This window comes from Parabacteroides sp. AM17-47 (genome assembly GCF_003434625.1).
GTDB classification, from domain to species: domain Bacteria; phylum Bacteroidota; class Bacteroidia; order Bacteroidales; family Tannerellaceae; genus Parabacteroides; species Parabacteroides distasonis.
Genome location: NZ_QTLI01000008.1, coordinates 91,200 through 117,594 on the forward strand (window position 1 = coordinate 91,200; position 26,395 = coordinate 117,594).

The following is a 26,395-nucleotide window of genomic DNA, read 5'->3' on the forward strand; positions in this document are numbered from 1 at the left end:
ATCTTTCATTAGTAGGGATTGCTTGCGGCAATCCCTTTTTTATGTTTTCTATTTTTATTGTTTTCTAAAAAACGTAAAATATCTTGGCTCCTTTTCCCGCACACCTTAACTTAGAGCACAAAATCAATTAAATTTAATAATTACCATGAAGAAAATTGTTTTATTAGTGGCTTTATGCCTATGTGTCGGAAACCTATTCGCACAAGACGCTGACAAATTAAGAGATGAAGGTGACGCTGCTTTGAAAGCAAAAGATTACGCTACCGTCGTAACAAAATACGGCGAATACTTGAAACAAAACAATTACCAAGACACCGCCCGTATCTTCAATTGCGGATACGCCGCTAATCAAGCGAAGAACTACGCCGAGGCCGCCAAATACTTCGACATGGCCGTTAAGATGAACTACAACGTAGACGACTCTTATGTAGGCGAGGCTATGGCTTACCGTAACTTAAACAAGACTGAAGAATTCCTGACTACGGTAAAAGAGGGATTAAAAGTGATTCCCGATGGAAACAAGAATAAGACCAATCTGGAAAAGTTGCTTTACGGTTACTGCATCAAACAAGGACAAGCCGCCCAAAAGAAGGGAGATCTGGCCGGTGCCGAGAAAATGTACAAAGAGGTCCTAGCCGTATCGAACAAGGATTACCAGAGCAACGCTTACTACAGCCTTGGCGCCATGCTGTATGGCAACGGAGCGAAGATATTACAGGCCGCTACCCCGATCGCTACTTCCGAGCCGGATAAATACAACGCCGAGAAAGCGAAAGCCGACAAAGACTTCAAGCAAGCGAAAGAATATTTGACAAAGGCTGTCGAACTCGACCCGAAAGACGAGAACTCCAAGAAGATCCTCGCTTCTATCAACGACATCCTGAAATAAGAAAGAGGACTTTATTCATACAAAAAAACCTCCCGGATCACATAGAAAAGTGATCTGGGAGGTTTTTTGTATCTAGTTGTAGAGACATACGCTACTTGAAGAAGAAGCGGAAGATGTCATTTCCATTCGCATAGATCAATAAAGCGAACAGGATAAACATACCTGCCATTTGGGCATACTCTAGGAATTTATCGCTCGGTTTGCGACGGGCCACTACCTCATAGATCAAGAACATCACGTGTCCGCCATCCAAGGCCGGAATCGGCAAGATATTCATGAACGCCAAGATGATAGATAGAAAAGCCGTACGTTCCCAGAAAATCCGCCAATCCCAGACAGACGGGAACAATCCGCCGATCGTACCGAAACCGCCCAAACTGGAGGCACCTTCCTTCGTAAACACATATTTCATGTCGTTCACATATCCCTTCAAGGTATTAATACCTAATTTAATACCGGCGGGGAACGACTCGAAAAAGCCGTATTCGCGGGTCACGGTCTGATAGAGATCCGTAGGCAACATCACCGCTACGCCAATTTTCCCGGCCGAGTCCGTCCTCATGGTCAAGGACTCCAACTGGCCGTTCCGGTAGAAATCTACCGTCACCTCTTCGCCCTTATTCTCTAACAATAACCCGGAGGCATCATAAAACGTCGGGGTAGCCACACCGTTAATAGCCACCACGCTATCCTTCGGCAGCATGCCAGCGAGAGCCGCCGGGGCATTCTTGTCGGGAAGCTCACGAACAACCATCGGGATACGCAAAGGATCGGCGAAGCCTTTTCCGTCACGCATGCAACGTTGCATCATATCCTCCGGTATGGAGATCACGGTCTCCCGCCCGTCACGGAGCACCGTCACGGTCTTCGCCTCCACCACCTTGCGGAAACTGTCGCTACCGAAACGCTCCAACTCCTCATTGTCCGCTCTCAGCAAGATATCACCGTCCTGAAAACCGACGTTCTGGAACGTCTCGCTATAATTCATACCCATCTTCATGTTCTTCAAAGGCAAGTACGTATCGCCCCACGTAAACAAGATCATGGAATAAATAAACAAAGCCAGCAAGAAGTTGAACACCACGCCCGCTACCATAATCATCAAACGCTGTCCGGCCGGCTTGGAGCGGAACTCGTAAGGCTTGGGCGGCTGGGCCATCGCCTCCTTGTCCATACTCTCGTCGATCATACCGGAGATCTTACAATATCCTCCCAACGGAAGCCAGCCTACGCCGTATTCCGTGTCACTGTTTTTCGGCTTGTACTTGAATAGCGAGAACCACGGATCGAAGAAGAGGTAGAACTTCTCTACCCGCACCTTGAAAATCCGGGCAAAGATAAAATGCCCGAACTCGTGGACAATCACCAGTATCGATAAGCTCAAGATAAGCTGTAACGCCTTAATCAAAAAAGTTTCCATCTACTATTGTTTGTTCTGTTTTAAATTATTTCAAAATAACTCGGCCGCCAACCGCCTAGCCTCGGTGTCGGTAGCCACGTAATCCTCATACGAGGGATTGACGATAAACGAGGCTTTCCGCATGGTCTGCTCAATCACGTCGCTCATTTGCAAGAAGCCGATACGATCTTGCAGGAAAGCGGCCACCACCACCTCATTGGCGGCATTCAAGATACAGGGTATATTCCCTCCTTGGCGGGCCGCCTCGAAAGCGAAAGCCAAGTTGCGGAAACGTTCCATATCCGGCTCCTCGAACGTCAAGGTCGAATATTGGTTGAAATCCAGACGGGGCGCCATGCTCCTCATACGTGTCGGGAACGAGAAAGCGTAGGCGATCGGCAATTTCATGTCGGGAATTCCCAGCTGGGCGATCACGGCGCCATCCTCAAACTGCACCATCGAGTGGATCACCGACTGCGGGTGCACCACCACCTGTACCTGATCCGGCGTGACATCGAACAACCATTTCGCCTCGATCATCTCGAAGCCCTTATTCATCATCGAGGCCGAGTCTATCGTGATCTTCGCCCCCATCGTCCAGTTCGGATGCCTCAAGGCCTGCGCCTTCGTCACGGTAGCCAGCTCCTCCAGCGTCTTCTGTCGGAACGGGCCGCCGGAAGCCGTCAGCAAGATCTTCTCGATCGGATTATCGTACGCACCTGTTAAACATTGAAAAATGGCCGAATGTTCCGAGTCCACCGGCAAGATAGGCACCTTATGCTCGGCGGCCAGCTTCATGATCAGCTCGCCGGCCACGACCAAAGTTTCCTTATTCGCCAAGGCGATCGCCTTTCCCGCCTTGATCGCCGAGATCGTCGGTCGCAAGCCGGAATAGCCCACCATCGCCGTCAGCACCATATCGATCGGCTCCGACTGCACCATCTGGGCGATAGCGTCGGCACCCGCCCATACCTTGATCGGCAGGTCTTCCAAGGCCTCTTTCAGCTCGGGATATTTCCGCTCATTGGCGATCACCACCACCTCCGGCATATATTTCCGGGCCTGATTGATCAATAAGTCCACTTGGTTATTCGCGGTCAAGGCATACACTTCGAAAAGATCGGAATGCTCGCTCACTACCTCCAAGGCTTGGGTCCCGATGGAACCGGTCGAGCCTAATATCGCTAACTGTCTTTTTTTCATGGATTATCAAAAAGCTATATATTCTTCCGGATTCACCGGATTGCCCTTATACCACAACTCGAAATGCAGGTGCGGTCCGGTAGACAACTCTCCCGTATTCCCGACCAGAGCGATCGCCTCACCGGCTACCACATGGTCTCCCACCTCTTTCAGCAACAATTCGTTGTGCTTATAAACCGAGATGAATCCGTTCTTATGTTGTATTTGAATTACGTTTCCGTGGTTCGGATCGAAACCGGTATAGATCACCGTACCATCCAACGTAGCCAAGACACTCTCCTTCGGGGCCGCGGCCAGATCCACGCCATAATGATGGACATCCGTCTCATAATGAGAGGTGACCACGCCATTCACGGGCTTATAGAAAAAGACCCCCTCGGTCGGTACCTTGCCCGGGTCGGTCAATACCGATAAATTATATTTCTCCTCTTCCTCGTAATCTTTCACGAAACGAATCTCTTCCTTGCTACGAGGAATCTCATAGTTAATATCGTTGCTAGCCAAAGAATCTATCTGACGGATCGAGTCCAAGGGCATCGTACCGGAAAGGATTCCGGCCACGTTATCCAGATAAAGGGACTGGATCTCCATCATACGCTCCAACGAATCCGCCCGCAAGGCATTCTGCATAATCTCCTTGCGAACCTCCACGTCGAGATAGCCCGGCAAGTAGTTGCGAATCGGTGTCTTGATGATGATAAAGGCGGTAACGGCGATCAAGAAAAAGGCGAACACCGCCAAAGTGACAAACGCCGATAACTGCGAAAGCCGGAAAGACCACACCTCCTCCAACGTCCCCTCATTGATGAAGGAAAGTTTATATTTAAACCGGATCCGGTGCCAAAACGATTTCGTATTCTTCTTTTTCAACCCCTAATCTTCAATTATCAATTATCAATTCTATAAGTCCCTCCGGCAAAGACACCGTGAGACTACGGGCCTCATGGTCGGCCTCGGTGATCAACTCCTCCACGGCGGGGATCAACAGCTCCTCGCCTTTATGATCGACACGCAGAAGGACGTTGATTGTCGTCTCATCCACGTCTGTTATCTCTCCTAAATAACCTTTCTGTACGTCCGTCACGGTATAACCGATAAAACTGTCCCACGTCATATCCCCCACGAGATCCTCCTCGTCCACGGCGTCCAAAGGATAAAACACCTCCTTGCCCACAAACATGCGGGCATCCTCCTCGGAATTCACGTCCTCCAGTTTCACCAAGACCACCGTATCGGTCTTATAGCGGAAATCCTCCACGAAGAACGGAACCAAGATACCATCCATCTCGCAAACAATGTACGGGTCCTCGGCATCTTCCAGCACATCGCTGTTCGTCACCAACGACAACTCCCCCTTGATACCATGGGGCTTGGCAAACTGCCCGATCTTGAAAACCTCTTCTTCTCTAATCATCGCCTAAAATCTTTAAATCCTCGTGATACGTGCCCCGATCTGGTTCAATCGCTTATCGATCCCTTGATATCCCCGGTCGATCTGGTCTATATTATGGATCGTGCTGGTACCTTCGGCGCTCATAGCGGCGATCAGCAAGGCGATACCCGCGCGAATATCCGGGGATACCATCGTAGAGCCCCGTAACTTGAAGCGGTTACCCAGCCCGATCACCGTAGCCCGGTGCGGGTCGCAAAGGATGATCTGGGCTCCCATATCGATTAGCTTGTCCACAAAGAACAAACGGCTCTCAAACATTTTCTGGTGGATCAGCACGCTCCCCACGGATTGCGTAGCCACTACGAGAAATACGCTCAGCAAGTCCGGCGTAAGCCCCGGCCAAGGAGCGTCGGCGATGGTCATGATAGAACCATCGATAAACGTATCGATCTCGTAGGAATCATGCCGAGGGATATAAATATCATCGCCTCGCTGCTCCACGGTAATACCCAAGCGGCGAAAAGCGTCCGGGATGATCCCCAGCTTATCATATCCTGTATTCTTGATGGTGATCTCCGATCCGGTCATAGCGGCCATACCGATAAAGCTACCCACCTCGATCATATCGGGGAGGATGGTATGCTCCGTGCCGGAAAGCGACCGTACACCTTCTATCGTCAATAGGTTAGAACCGACACCTGAGATTCTCGCTCCCATGCGGTTCAGCATCGTGGAAAGTTGTTGCAGGTAAGGCTCGCAGGCGGCGTTATAGATCGTCGTCACCCCCTCGGCCAGCACGGCAGCCATCAAGATATTCGCCGTTCCGGTCACGGAAGCCTCGTCGAGCAGCATATAAGCGCCTTTCAACTGGCGTGCCTCTATCTCGTATACTTGCCGCCCGGCGTCGTAGCTAAAGCAAGCGCCCAGCTTCTGGATTCCCACGAAGTGCGTATCCAGCCGGCGTCGCCCGATCTTGTCGCCACCCGGTTTCGGGATCAGCGCCCTGCCGAAGCGGGCTACCAACGGGCCTACGATCATCACGGAACCCCGCAGGCTACCACTCTTGCGCAGGAACTCCTCAGTACTCAAATACTCCATGTCCACGTCGTCCGCCTGAAAGGTATAGGTATCGGCGGACGGATGCTCCACCTTGACCCTCATATCCCTAAGGAGCTGGATTAAGTTATTCACGTCCAAGATATCAGGCACATTGTGTATGGTCACCTTCTCCGGTGTTAGCAATGTCGCGCAGATCACCTCCAACGCCTCATTCTTGGCGCCTTGCGGAACGATCTCGCCGGACAAGCGATAACCACCTTCTATAACGAACGAGCTCATCTGCCTTTACGCGTAAAGTTCCTTTTGTTGCCGCCACTGTTATTACGGGCCAAGATATCACGGCTCTCGGCCAATTTGTGTTCCTCCTCGCTCAATACGATCTTGCCGCTAGACAGCTCGTCCAGATCCTTGAAGATCTTACGGTCGTCCACGCTTTCCTTGTTCCAAGTAAGGAACGATTTCTTCATCTGGTTGGCCAGCAGTCGCACGAGCTGGTCTTTCTCCATACCGGGTTGCAGCTCCGTGGCCTTGCGGATCATCAGCTCCAAGGTCTTTCCGTAATGGCGGTAGCGTATACGGTTATTGTTGTACGGGATACGAGGCGGACGGCTATACAGGTTCTCCTTCTTGATGATCTCGTACGGATAGTCTATATCGAGCTTAAAATCGGCCATGATCGCCAAATGATCCCAGAGGATATGCTTAAAGTCGTTTACGTCACGCAGGTGCGGGAACATGTTTCCCATGATGTTGATAATCGTGTTGGCGCAACGCTTACGCTCTTCCCTGTCTTGGATAGTCACGCAATAGTCTACCATATTTTGGATATTGCGACCGTATTCGGGCAAAGTCAATCTTTTTCCTTCTGTATTATATTTCATTCTTTACATTTTGTTTATGCGCAAAGATAGGCATAATTAATGGAAATTGAAAATTGAGAATTGAAAATTGAAAATTAACTCAAAAGCCTACAGACTATTCATTTTCAATTTTCAATTCTCAATTCATAATCTACCACGTCTAGCCACCGCTCGAATTTCAGCCCTACTTTCTCGAAGTGGGATACCTTCTTGAACCCCAGCTTCTCATGCAGCGAGCAGCTAGCCTCATTCCCCTCGGTAATGCAGGCAATCAAGGCGTGGTAGCCGCCTGCCCGACATTCCTCGATCAGCCTTTCCATAAGCTGCCGGCCGATCCCCTTGCCCTTGTATCTCGGGGATAAATAAACGGTGGTCTCAAGCGTATATTTATAAGCTGCCTTTTCTTTCCACGCATGGGCATAGCAATATCCCACGACCTCATCATGATCTACGTATACCAGATAAGGATAACTCGCCGAGATCCCGGCTATGCGACCCTCCATCTCCTCCACCCGCAAAGGTTCCGTCTCGAACGTAGCCACGCTATTCACGACATATTCATTGTATATATCCACGATCGCCTTGGCGTCTCGCGAACTCACATTTCGAATCATATTCATTCCGTTAAAACAATCCGATCCGGGAAAGAATCTCTCTCTGCCCGGACCGGATCTATCATCGAATCAAATTACTAATTTTTCGGCTTTCTACTCAGACAACGCCTTGATCACCTCTTGGTTCGCCTTGCGCACCTCGGCCTCATTGATCTTGATCACCTTGCGATCGTAGGTCATAAGGCCGTTCACCTCACCTTCTACGTCCGTGGTTTGCGTATAGACAGCGGCGGAGAAGCCCTTCGGAACCATTTTCTTCAGCTCACGGGCGTACTTCACGTACTCGGCGGTCACCTCATCGCTATTCTTAAACTGTACATAGCCCCAGTTGCGTTTGTTCCACCACAAATGGTTCTCCACGGCCAAGCCGATACCACCATACTCGCCCAATACGTTCACACGCACCGGATCGAACAGGAACATCGCCGGGCCCGGGTAATTATGCAAATCCAAGATATCGCCGCACGCACGGAAATTACCGCCACTGGCCGGATTCACCAGACGGGAAGGATCGTATGTTTTTGTCCACTCGGCAGCCTTCTCGGTATCGAACTGGCCCCAAGCCTCGTTGAAGGGCACCCATACTACTACGCTAGGATTCGAGACGCACAGGTCCATGATCTCCTTCCACTCCTTGTAATAATTACGGATAGACTCCTCGGTACGCTCCTTGTCGGTTCCACCGTTATACGTATGAGGCGCCCATTGGTTACCCATGTCGCCGCTAGGCATATCCTGCCAAACCAACATACCTTCCTTATCGCAATGATAGTACCAGCGGGCCGGCTCTACCTTCACGTGCTTGCGGATCATGTTGAAGCCCCACGCTTTCGTCTTCACGATATCATACAGCAACGCCTCGTCCGTGGGAGCCGTGTAAAGCCCGTCGGGCCACCAGCCTTGATCCAGCGGGCCGTATTGGAACAGGTTCTTGTTGTTCAAGCGCATACGCATGATGCCGTTGGCGTCACGCTCGGCGGATATCTTACGGAAGGCGGTGTACGATTTCACCTCGTCTACCTTCTTGCCATTCTTTGACAAGCTCACCTTCATATCATATAAATAAGGATTGGAAGGTTCCCACAACGTAGGATTTTGCACGGCCAAGCGTAATTCTGTCCCTTGTACGCCCTTGGCGGTAGCAACCACCTGCCCCTTATCGAGCAAGCTGACCTCCACGATGTCCGACACCGGGGAGTCGGAACAAGCCCCGACCGTCACGCTCATCACGCCATTATCGATATTCGGGATCGCCTTGATAGAGGTGATATGCGAGGAAGCGACCGGCTCCAGCCATACGGTCTGCCAGATTCCGGTGACCGGCGTATACCAGATTCCCTCCGGGTTGGCCACTTGCTTTCCACGGGGCTGGTAGCCTTTATCGCTCGGGTCCCATACACGCACCACCAGCTTATGCGTACTTTTGCCATTCAGATAGGGAGTGATATTCAAGGAAAACGGGGTAAAGCCTCCCGTGTGGGAACCGATCAGGATATCATTCACGAACACGTCCGCTTTCCAATCCACGGCGCCGAAGTTCAACAAGATATCTTTTCCTTTCCATGAGGAGGGCACCGTAAAGGTTCGTTTATACCACAACTCATTCTTCTCCCCCACTTCTTTTTGCACGCCGGACAAGGAGGATTCCACGGCGAACGGCACCAAGATATTCCCATCGAAACTCGTCGGCTCTGCCTGTCCTTTTGGAAGGATAGCGTATTCCCACTCGCCGTTCAAATTCTGCCAATCCGCACGTTCCATCCCGGGGCGTGGATATTCTGGCAATACATTCCGGGGATCTACTTTCTCAGCCCAGTCCGTCTTGATCTTGTCTCCGGCGGGCTTCCACTGCGCCCCGGCGCTACAAATCGTTGCGAACGCACAAAAGGCTAACAATAATTTTCTCATGATATTATTTACATTTTGAATTGATAATACACTTTCAGCAGACAAAGATAATAGAAAATATCCAAAATCCACATCGTCCTCGGATACCAATAGGAGAACCGTACCCAAATCGATCTAACCATAAAATACCCGGAATATCTCTTATGACAGAATCTCAGAAGGTAAGGTTATTGTCTTTTTTTAATGTTCCTATTTTACATCAATATCATTTCCGGAAAAACACGTACGTGAATTTCCCAAAACACGTACGACTTTTCGGAAAAACATGTACGTGTTTTAACGCAAACATTACGATGTTTTTTACGACTCTGATTTTCAACCCCTTGCAAACAAAACCTCATTTTCTGCTTATTGTAAAATTCTTCTGATTCAAGGATACCCGGAAAAGAAGGAGTAATGGCACGACCTATTAAAAAGGAGCCGGATTATTTCCCGCTCGACACGGATTTACTAAGCAACCGTAAAATCCGTCAAATAAAGCGCAAATACGGATCTGACGCTTTTCATTATATATTGCCCTGCTTTGTGACATCTATGCCAATGGCTATTATATCACGGCCTACAAGAAAGAGCGTGAGCTTGCCTTCCTCCGCAAGGTATTCCAGCAATACAAGGCCGGTTACCCACTGGAACGTCTCTACCCCGCCCATGTCTACCAATCCCTGCAAGAGCGGAGATTGATCAACGACCCCCCCGAGGAGAAACGCCACGCCATGAGCCTCTTCGCCTATTGGCGACCACCGGGTCACCTGCCCATCAGCGAGGACTATCGGCTGACGATGGTGCGACAGCAGGCGATGGCGTGGTTGCTGCGGAGGTATTTCGATGGGCCGATAACAGAAGAGAAAGCAAAACGAACCATCTCCTTTGGAGATTAAGAAATAAAACATACACATTGTTAATTTAATGCAAAATCATAAATATAATACTTTTTCAAGCCAATAAATAATAATTAAATCATATCTTTGGAAAAAAGATAAAATAAAATTACAAGTCATGCTCTAACAGCCTTCATGTTTCTATAAAATGTAAGACTGAATCTAAACTAGCCAAACCAACTTCTACTTTTTAGTAAAGCGTATGGTTTTCTATTTCTAATAATAAAGATATTAAATTAACATTCTATTTATGAAAATCATTATTTTGCAATTCATGGCAATAATCGCTATGATCCTTATAAGTTGTAACGATAAGGAAAACAGCGTGTACCTAAAAAATGGTTCCTACTCGGAATGCGCCACGGGGAAAAACTTGACCAAGGCGCAAGAAGAGACCGCTTATGTAGAAATCAGTGCAGTTAACACAAACACTCTAAGAGTGGACATGTACCATGTCCAACTGAATTGCGCTCTGGAAAAAATAGAGTCGAGTATCAGTTATAATGAAAAAGTAATCATAATTAAATTCACGCCAATTGGCGATGATGCTAATTGTCTTTGTGGAAGACAATTAACATATGAAATCAGCAACCTTCAAGAAGGGCAGTCTTATGATTGTGTGATCATGCAAGAGAATAGTGAATATGCCTCTTTTAAATTTGATTTCACAAGAGATCTAACACAAACAATTAATCTAAATTAAATTACGACATTATGAAAAAAATGTATTTTATCATCATTTATGTGCTTCTACTATCTATAGGAGCCATAAACAGCGCAAATAAATCCATAACTAAACTCGAAGCTTATAATATAGTTATTAGTGGCATTGATTCGACTACATTAGATTCCACTGAAATATTTGTATCCAAGCAGATATTACCAGCCAACACAGTCATTGAGATTGGTGATAAAAGTATAGAATCCCCGGATTATGGCTCTTGGATGTTTTTCATAAATAAGTATCCTTTATCCAATTGGGGACACTCTTGTAACTATATGCTTATCGGAAGTAACAATGGTGAAGTAGATATAATAGAGAGTAATTTCTACCCTACTAAACCATCATTGGCTGATATGGATAAAATAAAGTCTAGCGTAGTTACATTTGATGAGTCTGTTTTTGTCAAGCCTATGGCAAGGCCTCAGCTCCTTCAAACAAAGGCAACATATGATAGCAACAAATATGCAGTAATAATTAGTGGAGGAGGAAATCCCTCTGTCAATTACCCGAGATATTGGAACGATTGCTCTTCTATTTATCAGACATTGCTTTATACGTATAATTATGACTCTGCCCATATTACCGTTATAATGTCAGATGGAACGAGCAGCAACATCGATAGAAGCACTGGCGATTCTTCGCCGTTAGATTTAGACGGAAATGGAACAAACGATATACAATTTGCGGCGACAAGCAATAATATCAAGACTACTTTTAGCAATCTTGCGTCGAGGCTTACCTCCAACGACTATCTTTTTATTTTCACAATAGATCACGGAAATTATGACTCTTCCGGGAACTCTAGTTTAACATTATGGAACGATGAGAATTTGTATGCATCAACTTTCGCTCCTTGGGTGAATGCCATTAATGCCAAAGCGATCAATATCGTAATGGGACAATGTTTCAGTGGCGGTTTTATCTCTTATTTTAAAAATAATCCAAAGGTTTCCATATCAACGGCTTCCACTAAAGATCAGCCATCTTCTTCCATGAGTGACGGCCGTTACGATGAATTCGTTTACTATTGGACGGAGGCTGTCACGAAGAAAGCTTCTTCTGGATATATGGTAGGAGATGTTAACCAAGACGCTTTTACAACAGCTCATGAAGCATATGATTACGCAAGGACTCATGATAAGAAAAATGAAGATCCACAACACTATTCTTCGGATTTACTCTCTCATTTTTTAGCCCTAAATGGGATGAGAGCAAGAACTACGAGCGGAACGATTGCAGTAGAACGTGGAGAGACATTTAATTATTCCGGTATGGAAACTATCAACTGGACTATTCCCTTAAATTCACCTGTAAATATATCAATCAAATTCCCAACGAATATAGTGTACAAATGGAATTGCAGCGGTGGAAATCCCGGTAATTTTTATTCTTCATCATCTACAACAGCCTCTGTGTTAGCAAATTCAAGTAGCACATCGCCTATTGTCATTACAGCTAAAGCTGATGGCTCCACTTTAACGCAGACATTCCGCCTATATCTAAAAAACACCTATAGCATCATGAATGACAATTCATCTATACTAAATATCAATTTAGAGAATCAAGAAACTAACAATCTATTAAGTAAGTCGCAAGACTCTTATGAAATATACTCTATTAATGGAACAAAATGTAAGTCTGGATTACTAAATAGATACAATTCCATAGATATATCTTCTCTGGCGAATGGAATGTACTTTGTTACGATTCATAATTCGAATTCGATCTTGCAAAAAGAGCAATTCATCGTTAATCATTGAGAAATAAGAAGACTATCCGAGCCGGGTAAGAAATTCTCTTTACCCGACCCATTTCAATCAGTCCTTGCAAGAGCGGGGATTGATACACGATACCCCCGAGGAGAAACGCCACGCCATGAGCCTCTTCGCCCATTGGAGACCACCGGGTCACCTGCCCATCAGCGAGGACTATCGGCTGACGATGGTGCGACAGCAAGCCATGGCATGGTTGCTGCGGAGGTATTTCGATGGGCTGATAGCTAAAGAGAAAGCATAAGAACGAGTAGTATGCACTTGCATATCTGTTAATAATTCGCCAATAAAAACATTGATTTACAAAATATATAGTTATATTTGCATCGTCATGTGGCTATAGCGTTAGTTGAAAAGCATGGCGACATATTATGTATTAGAGCATCGAGTGTTATTCTAGGCATTGTCAAACATCCCTAAAAGCAAAGTCAACTAGAATAACAAACTTCATGCTCACGCTGTTGTATTATCTCAAATATACAATAATGGCGTGAGCTGTCGTTTGTTATAGTTGACAAAGGTATGGGGATACCTGACAAGCCTATAACAATATAACGGCAGCTTCACGCTTTTTTTTTGTGTCTGCCCATAAAAACTCTATTTCTCCAATAATTATACATTTGGCCTATAATTAATCGAATTTAACAACATGGCTTTTCAGAGGAAAAGCTTGGTTATTTAGTTAAATAAAGAAAAGAGCTATCTCGTTCGTGAGAATATAGGTAGCTCACTATTGTTTAACCTTTTTAATGCGTTCACATCCTATTGATGGTAGACTTGTGCCAATAGGCTATAGTTAAATTTTATCATCATTACCCATAATTTCCTTCAAACTATAATGGTATGATAAAAACTAATTGTACATTTAGGGCAATCCTATTTTAGTTGTTAACTAATTAAAACTGATTCAGAAACATGAGAACTTCTTTATTTATATTTTTCATGGTCATTTTTATTGGTTGTAGTGAAAATGACATTATCGATGAAGGGGAAAAACCAGAAGATCCTCAAGCCGAAATAGAGGTTTATTATGACCAAGAAAGTACAAGCTCAAGAAAACCTGATGCAGGCGCAAAAGTGTATTTGTATTATGACATTAATATAACGACAGAGTTTGGTGGCCTTGCATCTTATGAAGGAAATGGAATATTAAAGTATAAAAGGTATAATACAGTCATTAAGCCAGATTCTGTTTTATATACAGATTATTTAGGAAAGACTGTTTTTGATCTAAAGCCTATGGATGAGATGTCTATAGTGGCAGAAAGCTCTTATTTTCCAAATATGATAACCTATACAGTTTGCTTTCATCTAGATGAAAGCATGAAAATAACATTTGTATTCTCATAAGGCTAGGTACGCCCCTAGGTGATATAAAATGGGAACTATCCTTCTCACGCAAGAGAACACCCGGAAAGTATCGGACAAATAGACAACTCAACCCGAAAACCACCGAGGAAAGATTGTCCTCTTATTAAACTTCATCGTGCAATTTGATTATACAATTTAATAACGTACATTCGCGTACAAATAAATTAAATCTGTAGTCCGATGAGAACGCATTTACGCGAAAGCATGCTGGCGCTTCTTTTGATAGGTATCTTAGCCACGGGTTGCGATACCGGAACGAAGAAGGCTTCCGAAAACAGTATCACGTTTGATTCTATCAGCGTGGAAAAGACTTACCATTTGTTAGATAATCCGGATAATCCCAATTGCAATCTAGAGATCAAGTTCGTTTATCCCCGGAAATATTCGGATAAAGAGGTTCTTAAGAATCTACAGAGACAGTTCGTCTCCTCTTATTTCGGCGAGAATTATGAGCAATTATCCCCCGAGGAGGCGGTACGGAAATATACCGACGACTATCTGGCCGCTTATAAGGATCTGGAAGAGGATTACAAGGCTGAGGTGGCGAAATCCGACGAGACACCGGTGGGCTCTTGGTTCTCTTACTATGAGATGTCGTCGGATGATATCGCCTTCAACCAAGACGATATCATCAGCTATACGGTAAGCTTCGAGAACTATACGGGCGGAGCGCATGGCGCACATTCCTACAATAACCATGTAGTGAACCTCAAGACCGGTAAGCCGATCACCGAGGAGGAGATATTCGTGGACAACTATCAAGACAATCTGGCGCGAATATTGGTAGATCAGATCGCCAAGCAAAACAACGTATCCGACGCCAAGGAACTGGAAAATATCGGTTTCTTTAGCGTGGACGAGATCTTCCCGAACGGTAACTTCCTCGTAGACGAGACGGGTATCACCTATTCTTTCAACGAATATGAGATAGCGGCATACGTGGTAGGCGTCACGAACGTCCATCTCCCTTACAAGGAAATCCGCTATTTGCTGCGGGATGACAGCCCGATAAGTCAGTTAATTGAAAATTGAGAATTGAAAATTAATGATAGATAAACCTATAAACAGATGTCCTATGGAACAAAATACAGAGAAATTTTCAATTCTCAATTCTCAATTTTCAATTCTCACATCTTATTTCCCCGATCTCACCGACCGGCAAAAAGAGCAGTACGCCGCCCTATATGACCTATATACGGATTGGAACGCCAAGATCAACGTGATCTCACGGAAGGATATCGAGAACCTATATCCGCATCACGTGCTTCACTCGCTGGGTATCACCGATATGCTGCGTTTCAAGCCGGGTTCCTCGGTGATGGATCTGGGTACGGGAGGCGGTTTTCCCGGCATCCCCTTGGCGATCTTATTCCCGGAGACCCATTTCCATCTGGTAGACAGCATCGGGAAAAAAATCAAGGTGGGACAAGCCGTGGCCGAGGCGATCGGGCTGGAGAACGTATCCTTCCGCCATTGCCGGGGCGAGGAGGAAAAGCAGCTTTTCGATTTCGTGGTAAGCCGTGCCGTGATGCCTCTGGCGGATCTGGTAAAGATCGTCCGCAAGAATATAAAGAAAGAACAGATCAACGCATTGCCCAACGGATTGATTTGCCTGAAAGGTGGAGAGCTGGCGCACGAGATATTGCCTTTCCGGAACCAAGCGATAAGCATGGATCTGAAAGACCATTTTAAAGAAGAGTTTTTTGAAACTAAAAAAGTAGTGTACGTACCCTTATGATTACGATAAAATCTTTCGAAGTAAACTATTTCTCCGAGAATACGTATTTGCTATACGATGATACCAAGGAGGCGGTCCTTATCGATTGCGGCTGCCTGCGCAAAGAGGAACAAAAAGAAGTAAGCGACTTTATCGCCCAAAACGGGCTGACGCTGAAACGTTACCTTTGTACGCACCTCCATCTGGATCACATATTCGGTAACGAATTCATCCATGACACCTACGGATTGAGCCCGGAAGCCCATAAAGCGGACGTGGAGGGCCTTCCCTCTCCCGAGGAGCAAGCCAAGGCATTCGGCCTGCCGATGAAGGCGAAAAGCATCCCGGTAGGGAAATATCTGGTAAACGGGGAAATCATAAAGTTCGGGAAATCCGAGCTGGCGGTATTGAGCGTTCCCGGTCATTCGCCCGGAGGCGTGGCTTTCTATAACAAGAAGAACGGTTTCGTGATCGTAGGAGACTCCTTGTTCGCCGGAAGCATCGGCCGTACTGATCTATGGGGAGGCAACCAAGATGTACTGCTTGCCGCTATCAAGGACAAATTACTGTCGTTGCCGGACGAGACCGTGGTATACCCCGGCCATGGCCCCGAGACACGAATCATTGATGAGAAATTAAATAATCCTTATTTATAAAATACTAGAATTATGGACACAAATAAGTTTGTAAACCGCCACGTGGGCATCTCAGCGGAAGATATTCCCGCTATGTTGGAGACGATTGGCGTGAAGTCTTTGGACGAGTTGATCGATCAGACCATTCCGGCCAACATCCGTTTGAAAGAGCCGTTGAACCTCCCGGAGGCCATGACGGAACGTGAGTTCGCCGAGCATATCGCCGAGCTGGCCTCCAAGAACGAGGTATTCACCTCTTATATCGGTATGGGTTGGTACGACACGGTTTGCCCGGCCCCGATCCAACGTAACGTATTCGAGAACCCAGTTTGGTACACCTCCTATACTCCGTATCAGGCGGAAGTATCCCAAGGACGCTTGGAGGCGTTGCTGAACTTCCAGACCGTTATCTGCGAACTGACCGGATTGCCCTTGGCGAACTGCTCGCTACTCGACGAGGCGACCGCGGCAGCCGAGGCGGTTACCATGTTCCATGGTTCACGCAGCCGTGCGCAGGTGAAAGCGGAAGCGAATACGGTATTCGTCGACGAGAACGTGTTCGCCTCTACGCTGGCCGTCATCCACACCCGCATGATCCCGCAGGGCATCCAGGTGGTAGTGGGCGATTATAAGAAATTCGAGTTCACGCCGGACGTGTTCGCCGCCATCGTACAGTTCCCGAACGCGGATGGTTCGATCGAGGACTATAAGGAATTCGTGGCCCGTGCGGGCGCCGCCGGAGCCAAGGTAGGCGTAGCCGCCGACTTGATGAGCTTGGTATTGCTGACTCCTCCGGGAGAATGGGGAGCGGATGTCGTATTCGGTAGCAGCCAGCGCTTCGGTATCCCGATGTTCTACGGGGGTCCTTCCGCCGCTTTCTTCGCTACGAAGGACGATTATAAACGTACGATCCCGGGACGTATCATCGGTATCTCCAAGGACGCTTACGGCCATCCGGCTTATCGCTTGGCCTTGCAGACCCGCGAGCAACATATCAAACGTGAGAAGGCTACGTCCAATATCTGTACGGCTCAGGCGTTGTTGGCTACCATGGCCGGCTTCTACGCCGTATATCATGGAGCGGAGGGGTTGCGTAACATCGCCGGACGGATTCATTCCACGGCCGGATTCTTGGCCAAGGAATTGGAGAAACTGGGATATACGCAATTAAACAAGGATTATTTCGATACCTTGAAGATACAGCTTCCCGCGCACGTGTCGGTGAACGCGCTGCGTGAGATCGCCTTGGAGTGCAAGGTGAACTTGCGTTACTTCGAGGCCGGACAAGTGGGCGTCAGCATAGACGAGACGACATTGCCTACGGACATAGGCGTATTACTATACATCTTCGCCGGTGCCGCCGGTAAAGACTATATGCTGGACGAGTCTATCCCCGCCCAGACTTATTTCGACGCTAAATTCGCCCGTACCTCCGATTTCTTGCGGCAAGACGTATTCAAGAAATATCATACGGAGACCGAGTTGATGCGTTACATCACCCGTTTGGGACGAAAGGATGTTTCCTTGGCTCAATCCATGATCTCGCTGGGATCTTGCACGATGAAGCTGAACCCGGCCTCCTCCATGCTGCCGCTCAGCCGTCCGGAATTCATGAATATCCACCCATACGCTCCGGAGGAGCAAGTGGAGGGCTATACGGAGCTGATCGAGAACCTGTCTTCTTACTTATGCACGATCACAGGCTTCAAGGGCTGTACGTTGCAACCGAACTCCGGCGCCGCCGGCGAGTACACGGGTCTTCGTGTGATCCGTGCTTATCAGGAAAGCATCGGCCAAGGCCATCGTGATATCGTTTTGCTTCCGGCTTCCGCCCACGGAACCAACCCGGCCAGCGCTATCCAATGCGGATATAAGACCGTAACCGTTAAATGCGACGAGAATGGTAATATCGATCTGGAAGATTTCCGCGCGAAAGCCGAGGAGAACAAGGAGCGTCTGGCTGCCAGCATGATTACCTATCCGTCTACGCATGGTATCTTCGAGGTGGACATCAAGGAGATGTGCGACATCGTTCACGCTTGCGGAGGACAGCTTTATATGGATGGCGCCAACATGAACGCGCAGGTTGGATTGACAAATCCGGGTACGATCGGCGCCGATGTATGTCACTTGAACCTGCATAAGACCTTCTCTTCTCCTCACGGAGGTGGTGGTCCCGGCGTAGGCCCGATCTGCGTGGCCGAGCATCTGGTTCCGTTCTTGCCGCAGCATCCGGTGCTTTGGGGCAGCGACTTGAATACGGTATCCGCGGCTCCTTATGGTAGCGCCGGTATCCTGCCGATCACGTACGCTTACATCCGCTTGCTGGGTACGGAAGGTCTTGAGACAGTGACGAAGACGGCCATCTTGAACGCCAATTACTTGGCCGCTAAGTTTAAGGATACGTACGGTATCGTTTATACCGGAGCGACAGGCCGTGTAGGTCATGAGTTGATCTTGGAATGCCGCACGGTAAAAGAGCGTTCGGGCATCGACGAGGGCGATATCGCCAAGCGTTTGATGGACTTCGGCTACCACGCTCCTACCCTATCTTTCCCGGTACACGGCACCTTGATGGTAGAGCCGACCGAGAGCGAGAGCAAGGCCGAGCTGGATCGTTTCGTAGAGGTAATGGAATGTATCTGGAGCGAGATCAAGGAGGTGGAGGAAGGCAAGGCATCCAAGGAGGACAACGTCTTGAAGAATGCCCCGCATCCGGAATACGAGGTGACCGCCGACGAGTGGAAACACGCGTATCCCCGCACGAAGGCCGCCTTCCCGCTGGAATGGTTGCACGACAGCAAGTTCTGGATTAACGTAGCCCGTGTAGATAACGCTTACGGCGATCGTAACTTAATACCGACTTTATGCGCTTGCGAGATATGAAGAAGCTCTTTATCGCTTTGGCGGCCGTCGCTCTGACGGCTTGCGTCAAGGCTCCCGAGAAAACAGTCAAGGTCTACGCATGGCAAGGCGAAGGTGGGAATACAACCGAGCAAACCTTACAGGCGGACTTTAGTAAATGGCATGCCCACGGAGTAGACGGGATGTGCTACAACGCCGGCCATGACACGGAGAAAATTCAGCGTGCCGCCAAAGCGGCCCATGCCAATGGCATGGAATATCACGCATGGATTCCCGCCATGTTGCAACATGGATTGGACTCCACCCTCTACGCCGTGAACCGGAAAGGCGAGTCGGCCTATTCCGTACAGGCGTATGTGCCTTATTACAAATGCCTGTGCCCGAACCAAGAAGGTACGGCGGAGTTCTTGCTGAATCTGTATGGCAAGGTAGCCGATATCCCGGAGGTGGATTATATCCATCTGGATTATATCCGTTACGTGGATGTCATCCTGGCCCGCGGACTTTGGGAAAAATACGGCTTGGTGATGGACGAGGAATATCCTACGGCGGACTATTGTTACTGTGACAAATGCGTGGCCGATTTCAAGGCCGCTACCGGTATCGACATCAAATCCGTAGAGGATCCTTCCAAATGCGCAGAATGGGCGCAGTTCCGTTGCGACTTGATCACGAAATTGGTAAACCGCATCGCCGACGAGGTTCACGGCAAAGGCAAGAAAGTGAGCGCCGCCGTATTCCCGGGGCCGGACTCTCACGCCAAGTGGATGGTTCGTCAAGAATGGAACAAATGGAATATCGACGCTTTCTTCCCGATGAATTATAACGATTTCTATCTGGAGGACGCTTCTTGGCTGGCTCCGATCGTGAAAGAGGAAGTAGCCTCCGTGCAAGGCAAGAAGCCGGTTTATAGCGGTTTGTTCATCTGCGAGGATTGGCAGAACAAGGCGAATATCAAGGACCCGGAAGGCCACGGACTGATCCCGTCCGAGATCGAGGAGGCCGTAAGAGGCTCCATGGAAAACGGAGCGGCTGGCGTGGCGTTGTTTACGCCGGGCAACATGACGGATGAGCATTGGAAAGCTTTCGATAAGGCGATCCACCAACCGTATACCGTAAAGCCCTAATTCGTAATTACTATACGATAAAACAAAGACGAGGAGGCGCAGCTCTTCATTTTCTCACCTGCGCCTCCTCTTTTACTTATCCATCTAATCTATCTTACTAATAAAAATATCATGACAACTAAGAAACAAGAGAAAATCAAGTTCAGTAAAGCATTCTGGGTAGCGAACACCGTCGAGTTGTTCGAGCGAGCCGCTTATTATGGCGTATTTATCGTTATCACCCTTTATCTTAGCCGCATCTTAGGCTTTAACGACATTCAGGCTGCCAGCATCGCCGGTATCTTTTCCGCCTGTTTGTATTTGCTGCCCACGTTCGCCGGAGCATTGGCCGATAAGATCGGTTTCCGCAACTCGATGCTACTGGCTTTCACTTTGTTAACTTGTGGTTATCTAGGACTGGCAGTTTACCCTACTTGGCTTCAATCCGCCGGACTTGTTGAATACAGCACGACGACTACCTTTACGGGATTGCTGGAGAGCAATCTTCAGTACGGCATTATCCCTATCATGGCCTTGATCGTATGCGGCGGGGCTTTTATCAAGAGCGTTATCTCCGGTACAGTCGCTAAAGAGACTACGCCGGAAACCCGGGCGAAGGGTTTCTCTATCTTCTACGCAATGGTAAATATCGGGGCTTTCTCCGGAAAGACCATCGTGAAGCCGCTTCGCGAGGCGTTGGGTAACGAGGGGTTGATTACCTTGAACTATTTCTCGGCGAGCATGACCTTCCTCGCATTGATAGCGATCTGGTTCTTCTACAAAAGCACTCAGCATTCGGGCGAGGGCAAGACGTTCGGGCAAATCTGGAACGCCCTGATCAAGGTTTGTAGTAACGGACGGTTATTGATCTTGATCCTCATCATTACAGGCTTTTGGATGGTTCAGCACCAGCTGTATGCCACGATGCCTAAATACGTGCTTCGTTTGGCCGGCGAGGGGGCCTCTCCTTCTTGGTACGCCAACGTAAACCCGCTGGTCGTCGTGCTTACGGTCAATCTGGTCACGCAGATGATGCGGAAGCGGACAGCGCTCACCTCCATGACGGTCGGTATGTTTATCATGCCGGTGTCCGCCCTTTGCATGGCATCCGGGAATATGCTGGACGGGAATACGAATATACTGGGCATGCATCCCGTAGCTTTCATGATGGTAGTAGGTATTGTCTTCCAAGGGCTGGCGGAGACGTTCATTTCCCCTCGCTTCCTCGAGTATTTCTCCTTGCAAGCACCCAAGGGAGAGGAAGGTCTTTATCTTGGATTCAGCCATTTGCATTCTTTCCTCTCCTCTATCTTCGGATTCGGGCTGTCTGGTTTCCTTTTAAGCAAGTATTGCCCGGAGCCAACCCTGTTTGCCTCTCACGAGGAATGGCTGGCGGCAAGCGCGAACGCCCATTACATCTGGTATTACTTCGGTGCGATCGCCTTGGTATCCGCCGTAGCGTTGATCGTGTACGGACAAGTCGTAAAGAGGCTGGATAGCCAAAAGATTTGACCCGGTAAAACTACGGGGTCAAATCCATTACCTTTGATTTGACCTCGTAGTTCTAAAATATCTAATCCAAACACATGGATTTGACCTTTAAGACTTGCGATATCCAATCATAATCCGTAGATTTGACCCGGAAGAATCGCAAGATCAAATCCTTGAGAAAAAACAACCTTAAAACAGATCATCATGGAAGAAACATTCAAGAGAATCCCCCCGGAAGATGTCTTTATCACCGTCTTCAAGCGTAAACCCACCGAAGAAGAGCTTTGGATGGGCGTCCCTCCTGACTTCGACGGCAACCGCCCCTCGGGCAACAACCTGATCGATCTCTTCGCCTATCTCATCCGCAAGTACGGCCGGATGGACACCAGCGAATACGCCCGCATAATGCAACTCAAGACCAGCGAGCTCCGGGGCGCCATCCTCGCCATCGGCGGCATGTCGGCGATGGAATGGCGCAACCGCTACCTTCTCCTCGAAGCTCAGGAGCTGATGGAGCGGACGGACATGAGCATCACCGCGATCGCCGCCAAGCTGGGTTTCTCGCAGCCCTCGGTATTCTCCAAGTTCTTCCGCACGCTGACGAAATCGCAGCCTTGGGAATGGCGCGTCGAGAAAAAAAAACCGGGCTCAAACCGGAAGAGAACCTATCATTGCTACGAGTAATCAGCAGGCAATACATGCTCAAACACACGCCAAGTGTGCAATTTCCTCCGCAAAGTTCTTTGTTATAAAGAATGTTTGATTACTTTTGCACCTCGAGATTAACAAGAAAGTAGAAGTATTACATCAATATAAAAATCTAATATTCCTATATAATATGAGTTTAAGAATTATAGTTTTAGCGAAACAGGTCCCGGATACACGAAACGTGGGAAAGGACGCCATGAAGGCGGACGGTACGATCAATCGCGCCGCCTTGCCCGCGATCTTTAACCCGGAAGACCTGAATGCGTTGGAACAAGCGTTACGCTTGAAAGACGCTTACCCCGGGACGACAGTTACGCTGCTGACGATGGGCCCGGGACGTGCCGCCGAAATCATCCGCGAGGGTTTGTATCGTGGTGCTGACGGCGGTTTTTTGTTGACCGACCGTGCGTTTGCCGGAGCCGACACGCTAGCCACATCCTATGCGCTTGCCACGGCTATCAAGAAAATCAACGATTATGATATTATCATCGGTGGTCGCCAAGCGATCGACGGCGATACGGCACAGGTAGGTCCGCAAGTCGCCGAGAAACTGGGACTGACCCAGATCACGTATGCCGAGGAAATCCTGAACGTAGATAAAGAGGCCGGACGTATCACCGTAAAACGTCATATCGACGGGGGTGTCGAGACCGTGGAAGGTCCGCTTCCGATCGTAATCACCGTGAATGGTTCCGCCGCTCCCTGCCGTCCTCGTAATGCGAAGTTGGTACAGAAGTACAAATACGCCATGGGTAAACAGGAACGGAACACGCAACCCGCCTGTCACCAAGATGGAGAACCGACCGTTCGCTACCCGGAATTGTACGAGACCCGCCCGTATCTGGATATCCAGGAATGGAGCGTAGCCGACGTGAATGGAGACTTGGTTCAATGCGGCCTTAGCGGTTCGCCGACAAAGGTAAAAGCGATCCAGAACATCGTCTTCCAAGCCAAGGAAAGCAAGACGATCTCCGGTTCCGACCAAGAAGTAGAGGATTTGATTGTCGAACTGTTAGCTAACCACACCATCGGATAAGATTATGAACAACGTATTTGTATATTGTGAGACAGAAGGCACGAGCGTTGCCGATGTAAGTCTTGAGCTTCTGACCAAAGGTCGTAAGCTAGCCAATCAATTAGGCTGCCAACTGGAAGCGATTGTTGCCGGCTCCGGCCTTGAGGGTGTAGAGAAACAAGTATTGCCTTTTGGCGTCGACAAGGTTCATGTGTTCGACGCTCCGGGTTTATTCCCTTATACATCACTTCCTCATTCTTCCATCTTGATTAATTTGTTCAAGGAGGAGAAACCGCAGATCTGCTTAATGGGCGCTACGGTGATCGGTCGCGACTTGGGTCCTCGTGTATCCTCGGCCTTGACAAGCGGCTTGACGGCCGATTGTACCTCTTTGGAGATCGGCCCGCACGAGGATAAAAAAGCGGGTATTACCTATGAGAACTTATTATATCAGATCCGTCCGGCGTTCGGTGGTAACATCGTAGCCACGATCATCAACCCGGAACACCGCCCGCAAATGGCGACCGTTCGTGAGGGCGTGATGAAAAAAGAAGTCCTTGACGAGAACTATAAAGGTGAAGTGATCCGCCACGACGTAGCGAAGTATGTCCCCGAGACAGACTATGTGGTGAAGGTGATCGACCGTCATGTAGAGAAAGCGAAGCACAACCTGAAAGGCGCTCCGATCGTAGTGGCCGGAGGTTATGGCGTAGGCTCCAAGGAGAACTTTAATTTATTGTTCGATTTGGCGAAAGAGCTTCACGCCGAGGTAGGCGCCAGCCGTGCGGCTGTCGATGCCGGTTTCTGCGACCACGACCGTCAGATCGGTCAGACCGGTGTCACGGTGCGTCCGAAATTGTATATCGCTTGCGGTATCTCCGGGCAGATCCAGCACATCGCCGGCATGCAAGACGCCGGTATCATCATTTCGATCAATAATGATGAGAACGCCCCGATCAATACGATCGCCGATTACGTAATCAATGGTACGGTAGAAGAGGTGATTCCTAAGATGATTAAGTATTACAAAAAGAACAGTAAGTAAAGATGGCTAATTATTATACAGACATACCGGAACTCAAGTATCACTTGAACAATCCGATGATGGAACGTATTTGCGAGCTGAAGGAACGCGAGTACAGAGACAAGGAAGAGTTCGACTATGCGCCACAAGATTATGCCGACGCGATAGACTCGTACGATAAGGTGCTGGAGATTACCGGAGAGATCACCGGAGAGATCATCGCCCCTAACGCAGAAGGCGTAGATGCCGAAGGTCCTCACTGCGCGAATGGCCGTGTGGAATATGCTTCCGGCACGAAGCAAAACCTCGACGCGATGGTAAAAGCCGGTTTGAACGGTATGACGATGCCTCGCCGTTTCGGTGGCTTGAACTTCCCGATCACGCCGTACACCATGTGCGCGGAGATCGTAGCGGCGGCTGACGCAGGCTTCGGTAATATCTGGTCATTACAGGATTGTATCGAAACCTTATATGAGTTCGGCAACGAGGATCAGCACAGCCGTTTCATCCCACGTATCTGCGCAGGAGAAACCATGTCTATGGACCTGACCGAGCCGGACGCTGGCTCCGACCTGCAATCCGTGATGCTAAAGGCTACCTTCGACGAGAAAGAGAATTGCTGGCGGTTGAACGGCGTAAAACGATTCATCACGAATGGCGACGCGGATCTTCACCTCGTATTGGCCCGTTCCGAGGAAGGTACCAAGGATGGACGTGGTTTGTCCATGTTTATCTACGACAAACAGGAAGGGGGCGTAAACGTACGCCGTATCGAGAATAAATTGGGAATCCACGGCTCTCCTACTTGCGAATTAGTTTACAAGAACGCGAAAGCTGAGCTTTGTGGCGATCGCAAACTGGGCTTGATCAAATACGTGATGGCCTTGATGAACGGCGCGCGCCTAGGTATCGCCGCACAATCGGTAGGCCTCAGCCAAGCCGCTTACAACGAAGGATTGGCCTACGCCAAAGACCGCAAGCAGTTCGGTAAGGCAATCATCGACTTCCCCGCTGTTTACGACATGCTCGCCATCATGAAAGCGAAGCTGGATGCCGGACGTGCGTTGTTATACCAAACCGCTCGTTACGTGGATATTTACAAGGCACTGGACGACATCGCCCGTGAGCGCAAACTGACTCCGGAAGAGCGTAAGGAACAGAAGCAATACGCCAAATTGGCGGATTCTTTCACCCCGTTGGCAAAAGGTATGAATTCCGAATACGCCAACCAGAATGCCTATGATTGCATCCAAATACACGGAGGTTCCGGTTTTATGATGGAGTATGCTTGCCAACGTATCTACCGCGATGCCCGTATCACCTCCATCTATGAAGGCACGACGCAATTGCAGACCGTAGCGGCCATACGTTACGTGACAAACGGGTCTTACCTAGCTACCATCCGTGAATTCGAGGCGATCCCTTGCTCTGCCGAGATGGAACCGCTGAAGGCTCGTTTAGTAGAGATGGCTAATAAGTTCGAGGCTAGCATGGCGAAAGTAAAAGAGTCTCAAGATCAGGAATTACTCGATTTCGTGGCTCGCCGCTTGATGGAGATGGCCGCTGATATCATCATGGCTCATCTATTGATCCAAGATGCGACGAAAGCGCCGGAGCTGTTCGCTAAGTCCGCGGTTGTTTACACCAATTACGTAGAGGCTGAGATTGAGAAACATCAGGGTTATATCGGACGATTCAACCCAGAAGAATTGATCTCATACAGACAACGATAAACAACTATCATTCTACATAACAAAGAAGGCG

General features: G+C 48.5%; 23 protein-coding genes. 15 read left to right on the plus strand and 8 right to left on the minus strand.

Going from position 1 to position 26,395, the window contains the following annotated elements:
* Positions 1-145: 145 nt before the first annotated feature.
* A complete protein-coding gene (locus DW205_RS07955; protein WP_005855602.1) occupies positions 146-889 on the plus strand; it encodes a lipopolysaccharide assembly protein LapB in 744 nt (247 codons plus the stop codon).
* Positions 890-980: 91 nt separating this feature from the next.
* Here the strand turns inward: DW205_RS07955 and rseP are convergent, their stop codons facing one another.
* From rseP to DW205_RS07995, 8 genes are all read right to left on the minus strand, one after another.
* The gene (rseP, locus tag DW205_RS07960; RefSeq protein WP_005865319.1) at positions 981-2,309 is read right to left on the minus strand and encodes an RIP metalloprotease RseP; all 1,329 of its coding nucleotides are present in this window, start codon (positions 2,307-2,309) and stop codon (positions 981-983) included.
* A gap of 30 nt (positions 2,310-2,339) precedes the next feature.
* Entirely contained in the window at positions 2,340-3,491 is a 1,152-nt protein-coding gene (locus tag DW205_RS07965; protein ID WP_005865317.1) for a 1-deoxy-D-xylulose-5-phosphate reductoisomerase, read from the minus strand.
* 6 nt (positions 3,492-3,497) lie between these two features.
* Positions 3,498-4,361, minus strand: a complete 864-nt coding sequence (locus DW205_RS07970) for a M23 family metallopeptidase (RefSeq protein WP_005865314.1) — start codon at positions 4,359-4,361, stop codon at positions 3,498-3,500.
* Positions 4,362-4,371: 10 nt separating this feature from the next.
* Complete coding sequence (gene rimM / locus DW205_RS07975) at positions 4,372-4,905, minus strand: ribosome maturation factor RimM (protein ID WP_005865312.1); 534 nt, start codon at positions 4,903-4,905, stop codon at positions 4,372-4,374.
* 12 nt (positions 4,906-4,917) lie between these two features.
* A complete protein-coding gene (murA, locus tag DW205_RS07980; protein WP_005855586.1) occupies positions 4,918-6,222 on the minus strand; it encodes a UDP-N-acetylglucosamine 1-carboxyvinyltransferase in 1,305 nt (434 codons plus the stop codon).
* Positions 6,219-6,824 (minus strand): DUF4290 domain-containing protein, encoded by a 606-nt coding sequence (locus DW205_RS07985; protein WP_005855584.1) that lies wholly within the window; start codon positions 6,822-6,824, stop codon positions 6,219-6,221. The genes murA and DW205_RS07985 overlap by 4 nt, the downstream gene beginning before the upstream one ends.
* A gap of 104 nt (positions 6,825-6,928) precedes the next feature.
* Complete coding sequence (locus DW205_RS07990; RefSeq protein WP_005865310.1) at positions 6,929-7,417, minus strand: GNAT family N-acetyltransferase; 489 nt, start codon at positions 7,415-7,417, stop codon at positions 6,929-6,931.
* Positions 7,418-7,510: 93 nt separating this feature from the next.
* Positions 7,511-9,325, minus strand: a complete 1,815-nt coding sequence (locus tag DW205_RS07995) for a glycoside hydrolase family 2 protein (RefSeq protein ID WP_005865308.1) — start codon at positions 9,323-9,325, stop codon at positions 7,511-7,513.
* Positions 9,326-9,721: 396 nt separating this feature from the next.
* Here DW205_RS07995 and DW205_RS22490 point away from each other — a divergent pair, with 396 nt between their 5' ends.
* From DW205_RS22490 to DW205_RS08070, 14 genes are all read left to right on the plus strand, one after another.
* Positions 9,722-10,006 (plus strand): hypothetical protein, encoded by a 285-nt coding sequence (locus DW205_RS22490; RefSeq protein WP_227793693.1) that lies wholly within the window; start codon positions 9,722-9,724, stop codon positions 10,004-10,006.
* Between the two features lie 447 nt (positions 10,007-10,453).
* A complete protein-coding gene (locus DW205_RS08005; protein ID WP_005865306.1) occupies positions 10,454-10,906 on the plus strand; it encodes a hypothetical protein in 453 nt (150 codons plus the stop codon).
* Positions 10,907-10,917: 11 nt separating this feature from the next.
* The gene (locus tag DW205_RS08010) at positions 10,918-12,687 is read left to right on the plus strand and encodes a T9SS type A sorting domain-containing protein (RefSeq protein ID WP_005865305.1); all 1,770 of its coding nucleotides are present in this window, start codon (positions 10,918-10,920) and stop codon (positions 12,685-12,687) included.
* Between the two features lie 927 nt (positions 12,688-13,614).
* A complete protein-coding gene (locus tag DW205_RS08020; protein WP_005865304.1) occupies positions 13,615-14,049 on the plus strand; it encodes a hypothetical protein in 435 nt (144 codons plus the stop codon).
* 201 nt (positions 14,050-14,250) lie between these two features.
* The gene (locus DW205_RS08025) at positions 14,251-15,102 is read left to right on the plus strand and encodes a DUF3298 and DUF4163 domain-containing protein (protein ID WP_005855566.1); all 852 of its coding nucleotides are present in this window, start codon (positions 14,251-14,253) and stop codon (positions 15,100-15,102) included.
* Positions 15,103-15,115: 13 nt separating this feature from the next.
* Positions 15,116-15,808 (plus strand): 16S rRNA (guanine(527)-N(7))-methyltransferase RsmG, encoded by a 693-nt coding sequence (rsmG, locus tag DW205_RS08030; protein ID WP_008778511.1) that lies wholly within the window; start codon positions 15,116-15,118, stop codon positions 15,806-15,808.
* On the plus strand, positions 15,805-16,443 hold the full coding sequence (locus DW205_RS08035) for an MBL fold metallo-hydrolase (protein WP_005865301.1): 639 nt from the start codon (positions 15,805-15,807) through the stop codon (positions 16,441-16,443). The genes rsmG and DW205_RS08035 overlap by 4 nt, the downstream gene beginning before the upstream one ends.
* Positions 16,444-16,455: 12 nt before the next feature.
* On the plus strand, positions 16,456-19,308 hold the full coding sequence (gcvP, locus tag DW205_RS08040; protein WP_005865299.1) for an aminomethyl-transferring glycine dehydrogenase: 2,853 nt from the start codon (positions 16,456-16,458) through the stop codon (positions 19,306-19,308).
* The gene (locus tag DW205_RS08045; protein WP_008778512.1) at positions 19,305-20,414 is read left to right on the plus strand and encodes a hypothetical protein; all 1,110 of its coding nucleotides are present in this window, start codon (positions 19,305-19,307) and stop codon (positions 20,412-20,414) included. The genes gcvP and DW205_RS08045 overlap by 4 nt, the downstream gene beginning before the upstream one ends.
* 111 nt (positions 20,415-20,525) lie before the next feature.
* Positions 20,526-21,905, plus strand: a complete 1,380-nt coding sequence (locus tag DW205_RS08050) for an MFS transporter (protein ID WP_005865295.1) — start codon at positions 20,526-20,528, stop codon at positions 21,903-21,905.
* A gap of 183 nt (positions 21,906-22,088) precedes the next feature.
* Positions 22,089-22,568: an AraC family transcriptional regulator gene (locus DW205_RS08055; RefSeq protein WP_005865293.1), complete on the plus strand. Its 480-nt coding sequence runs from the start codon at positions 22,089-22,091 to the stop codon at positions 22,566-22,568.
* A gap of 154 nt (positions 22,569-22,722) precedes the next feature.
* Positions 22,723-23,628, plus strand: a complete 906-nt coding sequence (locus tag DW205_RS08060) for an electron transfer flavoprotein subunit beta/FixA family protein (RefSeq protein ID WP_005865291.1) — start codon at positions 22,723-22,725, stop codon at positions 23,626-23,628.
* A 4-nt stretch (positions 23,629-23,632) separates the two neighbouring features.
* Complete coding sequence (locus DW205_RS08065) at positions 23,633-24,652, plus strand: electron transfer flavoprotein subunit alpha/FixB family protein (protein WP_005865289.1); 1,020 nt, start codon at positions 23,633-23,635, stop codon at positions 24,650-24,652.
* A gap of 2 nt (positions 24,653-24,654) precedes the next feature.
* Entirely contained in the window at positions 24,655-26,364 is a 1,710-nt protein-coding gene (locus DW205_RS08070; protein WP_005865287.1) for an acyl-CoA dehydrogenase family protein, read from the plus strand.
* Positions 26,365-26,395 lie beyond the last annotated feature (31 nt).

Excerpts from the sequence above, each read along its gene's own strand:
- DW205_RS07955 (WP_005855602.1), top strand. The coding sequence starts at position 146 with ATGAAGAAAATTGTTTTATTAGTGGCTTTATGCCTATGTGTCGGAAAC.
- rseP (WP_005865319.1), bottom strand. The coding sequence starts at position 2,309 with ATGGAAACTTTTTTGATTAAGGCGTTACAGCTTATCTTGAGCTTATCG.
- DW205_RS07965 (WP_005865317.1), bottom strand. The coding sequence starts at position 3,491 with ATGAAAAAAAGACAGTTAGCGATATTAGGCTCGACCGGTTCCATCGGG.
- rimM (WP_005865312.1), bottom strand. The coding sequence starts at position 4,905 with ATGATTAGAGAAGAAGAGGTTTTCAAGATCGGGCAGTTTGCCAAGCCC.
- murA (WP_005855586.1), bottom strand. The coding sequence starts at position 6,222 with ATGAGCTCGTTCGTTATAGAAGGTGGTTATCGCTTGTCCGGCGAGATC.
- DW205_RS07985 (WP_005855584.1), bottom strand. The coding sequence starts at position 6,824 with ATGAAATATAATACAGAAGGAAAAAGATTGACTTTGCCCGAATACGGT.
- DW205_RS07990 (WP_005865310.1), bottom strand. The coding sequence starts at position 7,417 with ATGATTCGAAATGTGAGTTCGCGAGACGCCAAGGCGATCGTGGATATA.
- DW205_RS07995 (WP_005865308.1), bottom strand. The coding sequence starts at position 9,325 with ATGAGAAAATTATTGTTAGCCTTTTGTGCGTTCGCAACGATTTGTAGC.
- DW205_RS22490 (WP_227793693.1), top strand. The coding sequence starts at position 9,722 with ATGGCACGACCTATTAAAAAGGAGCCGGATTATTTCCCGCTCGACACG.
- DW205_RS08005 (WP_005865306.1), top strand. The coding sequence starts at position 10,454 with ATGAAAATCATTATTTTGCAATTCATGGCAATAATCGCTATGATCCTT.
- DW205_RS08010 (WP_005865305.1), top strand. The coding sequence starts at position 10,918 with ATGAAAAAAATGTATTTTATCATCATTTATGTGCTTCTACTATCTATA.
- DW205_RS08020 (WP_005865304.1), top strand. The coding sequence starts at position 13,615 with ATGAGAACTTCTTTATTTATATTTTTCATGGTCATTTTTATTGGTTGT.
- DW205_RS08025 (WP_005855566.1), top strand. The coding sequence starts at position 14,251 with ATGAGAACGCATTTACGCGAAAGCATGCTGGCGCTTCTTTTGATAGGT.
- rsmG (WP_008778511.1), top strand. The coding sequence starts at position 15,116 with ATGATAGATAAACCTATAAACAGATGTCCTATGGAACAAAATACAGAG.
- DW205_RS08035 (WP_005865301.1), top strand. The coding sequence starts at position 15,805 with ATGATTACGATAAAATCTTTCGAAGTAAACTATTTCTCCGAGAATACG.
- gcvP (WP_005865299.1), top strand. The coding sequence starts at position 16,456 with ATGGACACAAATAAGTTTGTAAACCGCCACGTGGGCATCTCAGCGGAA.
- DW205_RS08045 (WP_008778512.1), top strand. The coding sequence starts at position 19,305 with ATGAAGAAGCTCTTTATCGCTTTGGCGGCCGTCGCTCTGACGGCTTGC.
- DW205_RS08050 (WP_005865295.1), top strand. The coding sequence starts at position 20,526 with ATGACAACTAAGAAACAAGAGAAAATCAAGTTCAGTAAAGCATTCTGG.
- DW205_RS08055 (WP_005865293.1), top strand. The coding sequence starts at position 22,089 with ATGGAAGAAACATTCAAGAGAATCCCCCCGGAAGATGTCTTTATCACC.
- DW205_RS08060 (WP_005865291.1), top strand. The coding sequence starts at position 22,723 with ATGAGTTTAAGAATTATAGTTTTAGCGAAACAGGTCCCGGATACACGA.
- DW205_RS08065 (WP_005865289.1), top strand. The coding sequence starts at position 23,633 with ATGAACAACGTATTTGTATATTGTGAGACAGAAGGCACGAGCGTTGCC.
- DW205_RS08070 (WP_005865287.1), top strand. The coding sequence starts at position 24,655 with ATGGCTAATTATTATACAGACATACCGGAACTCAAGTATCACTTGAAC.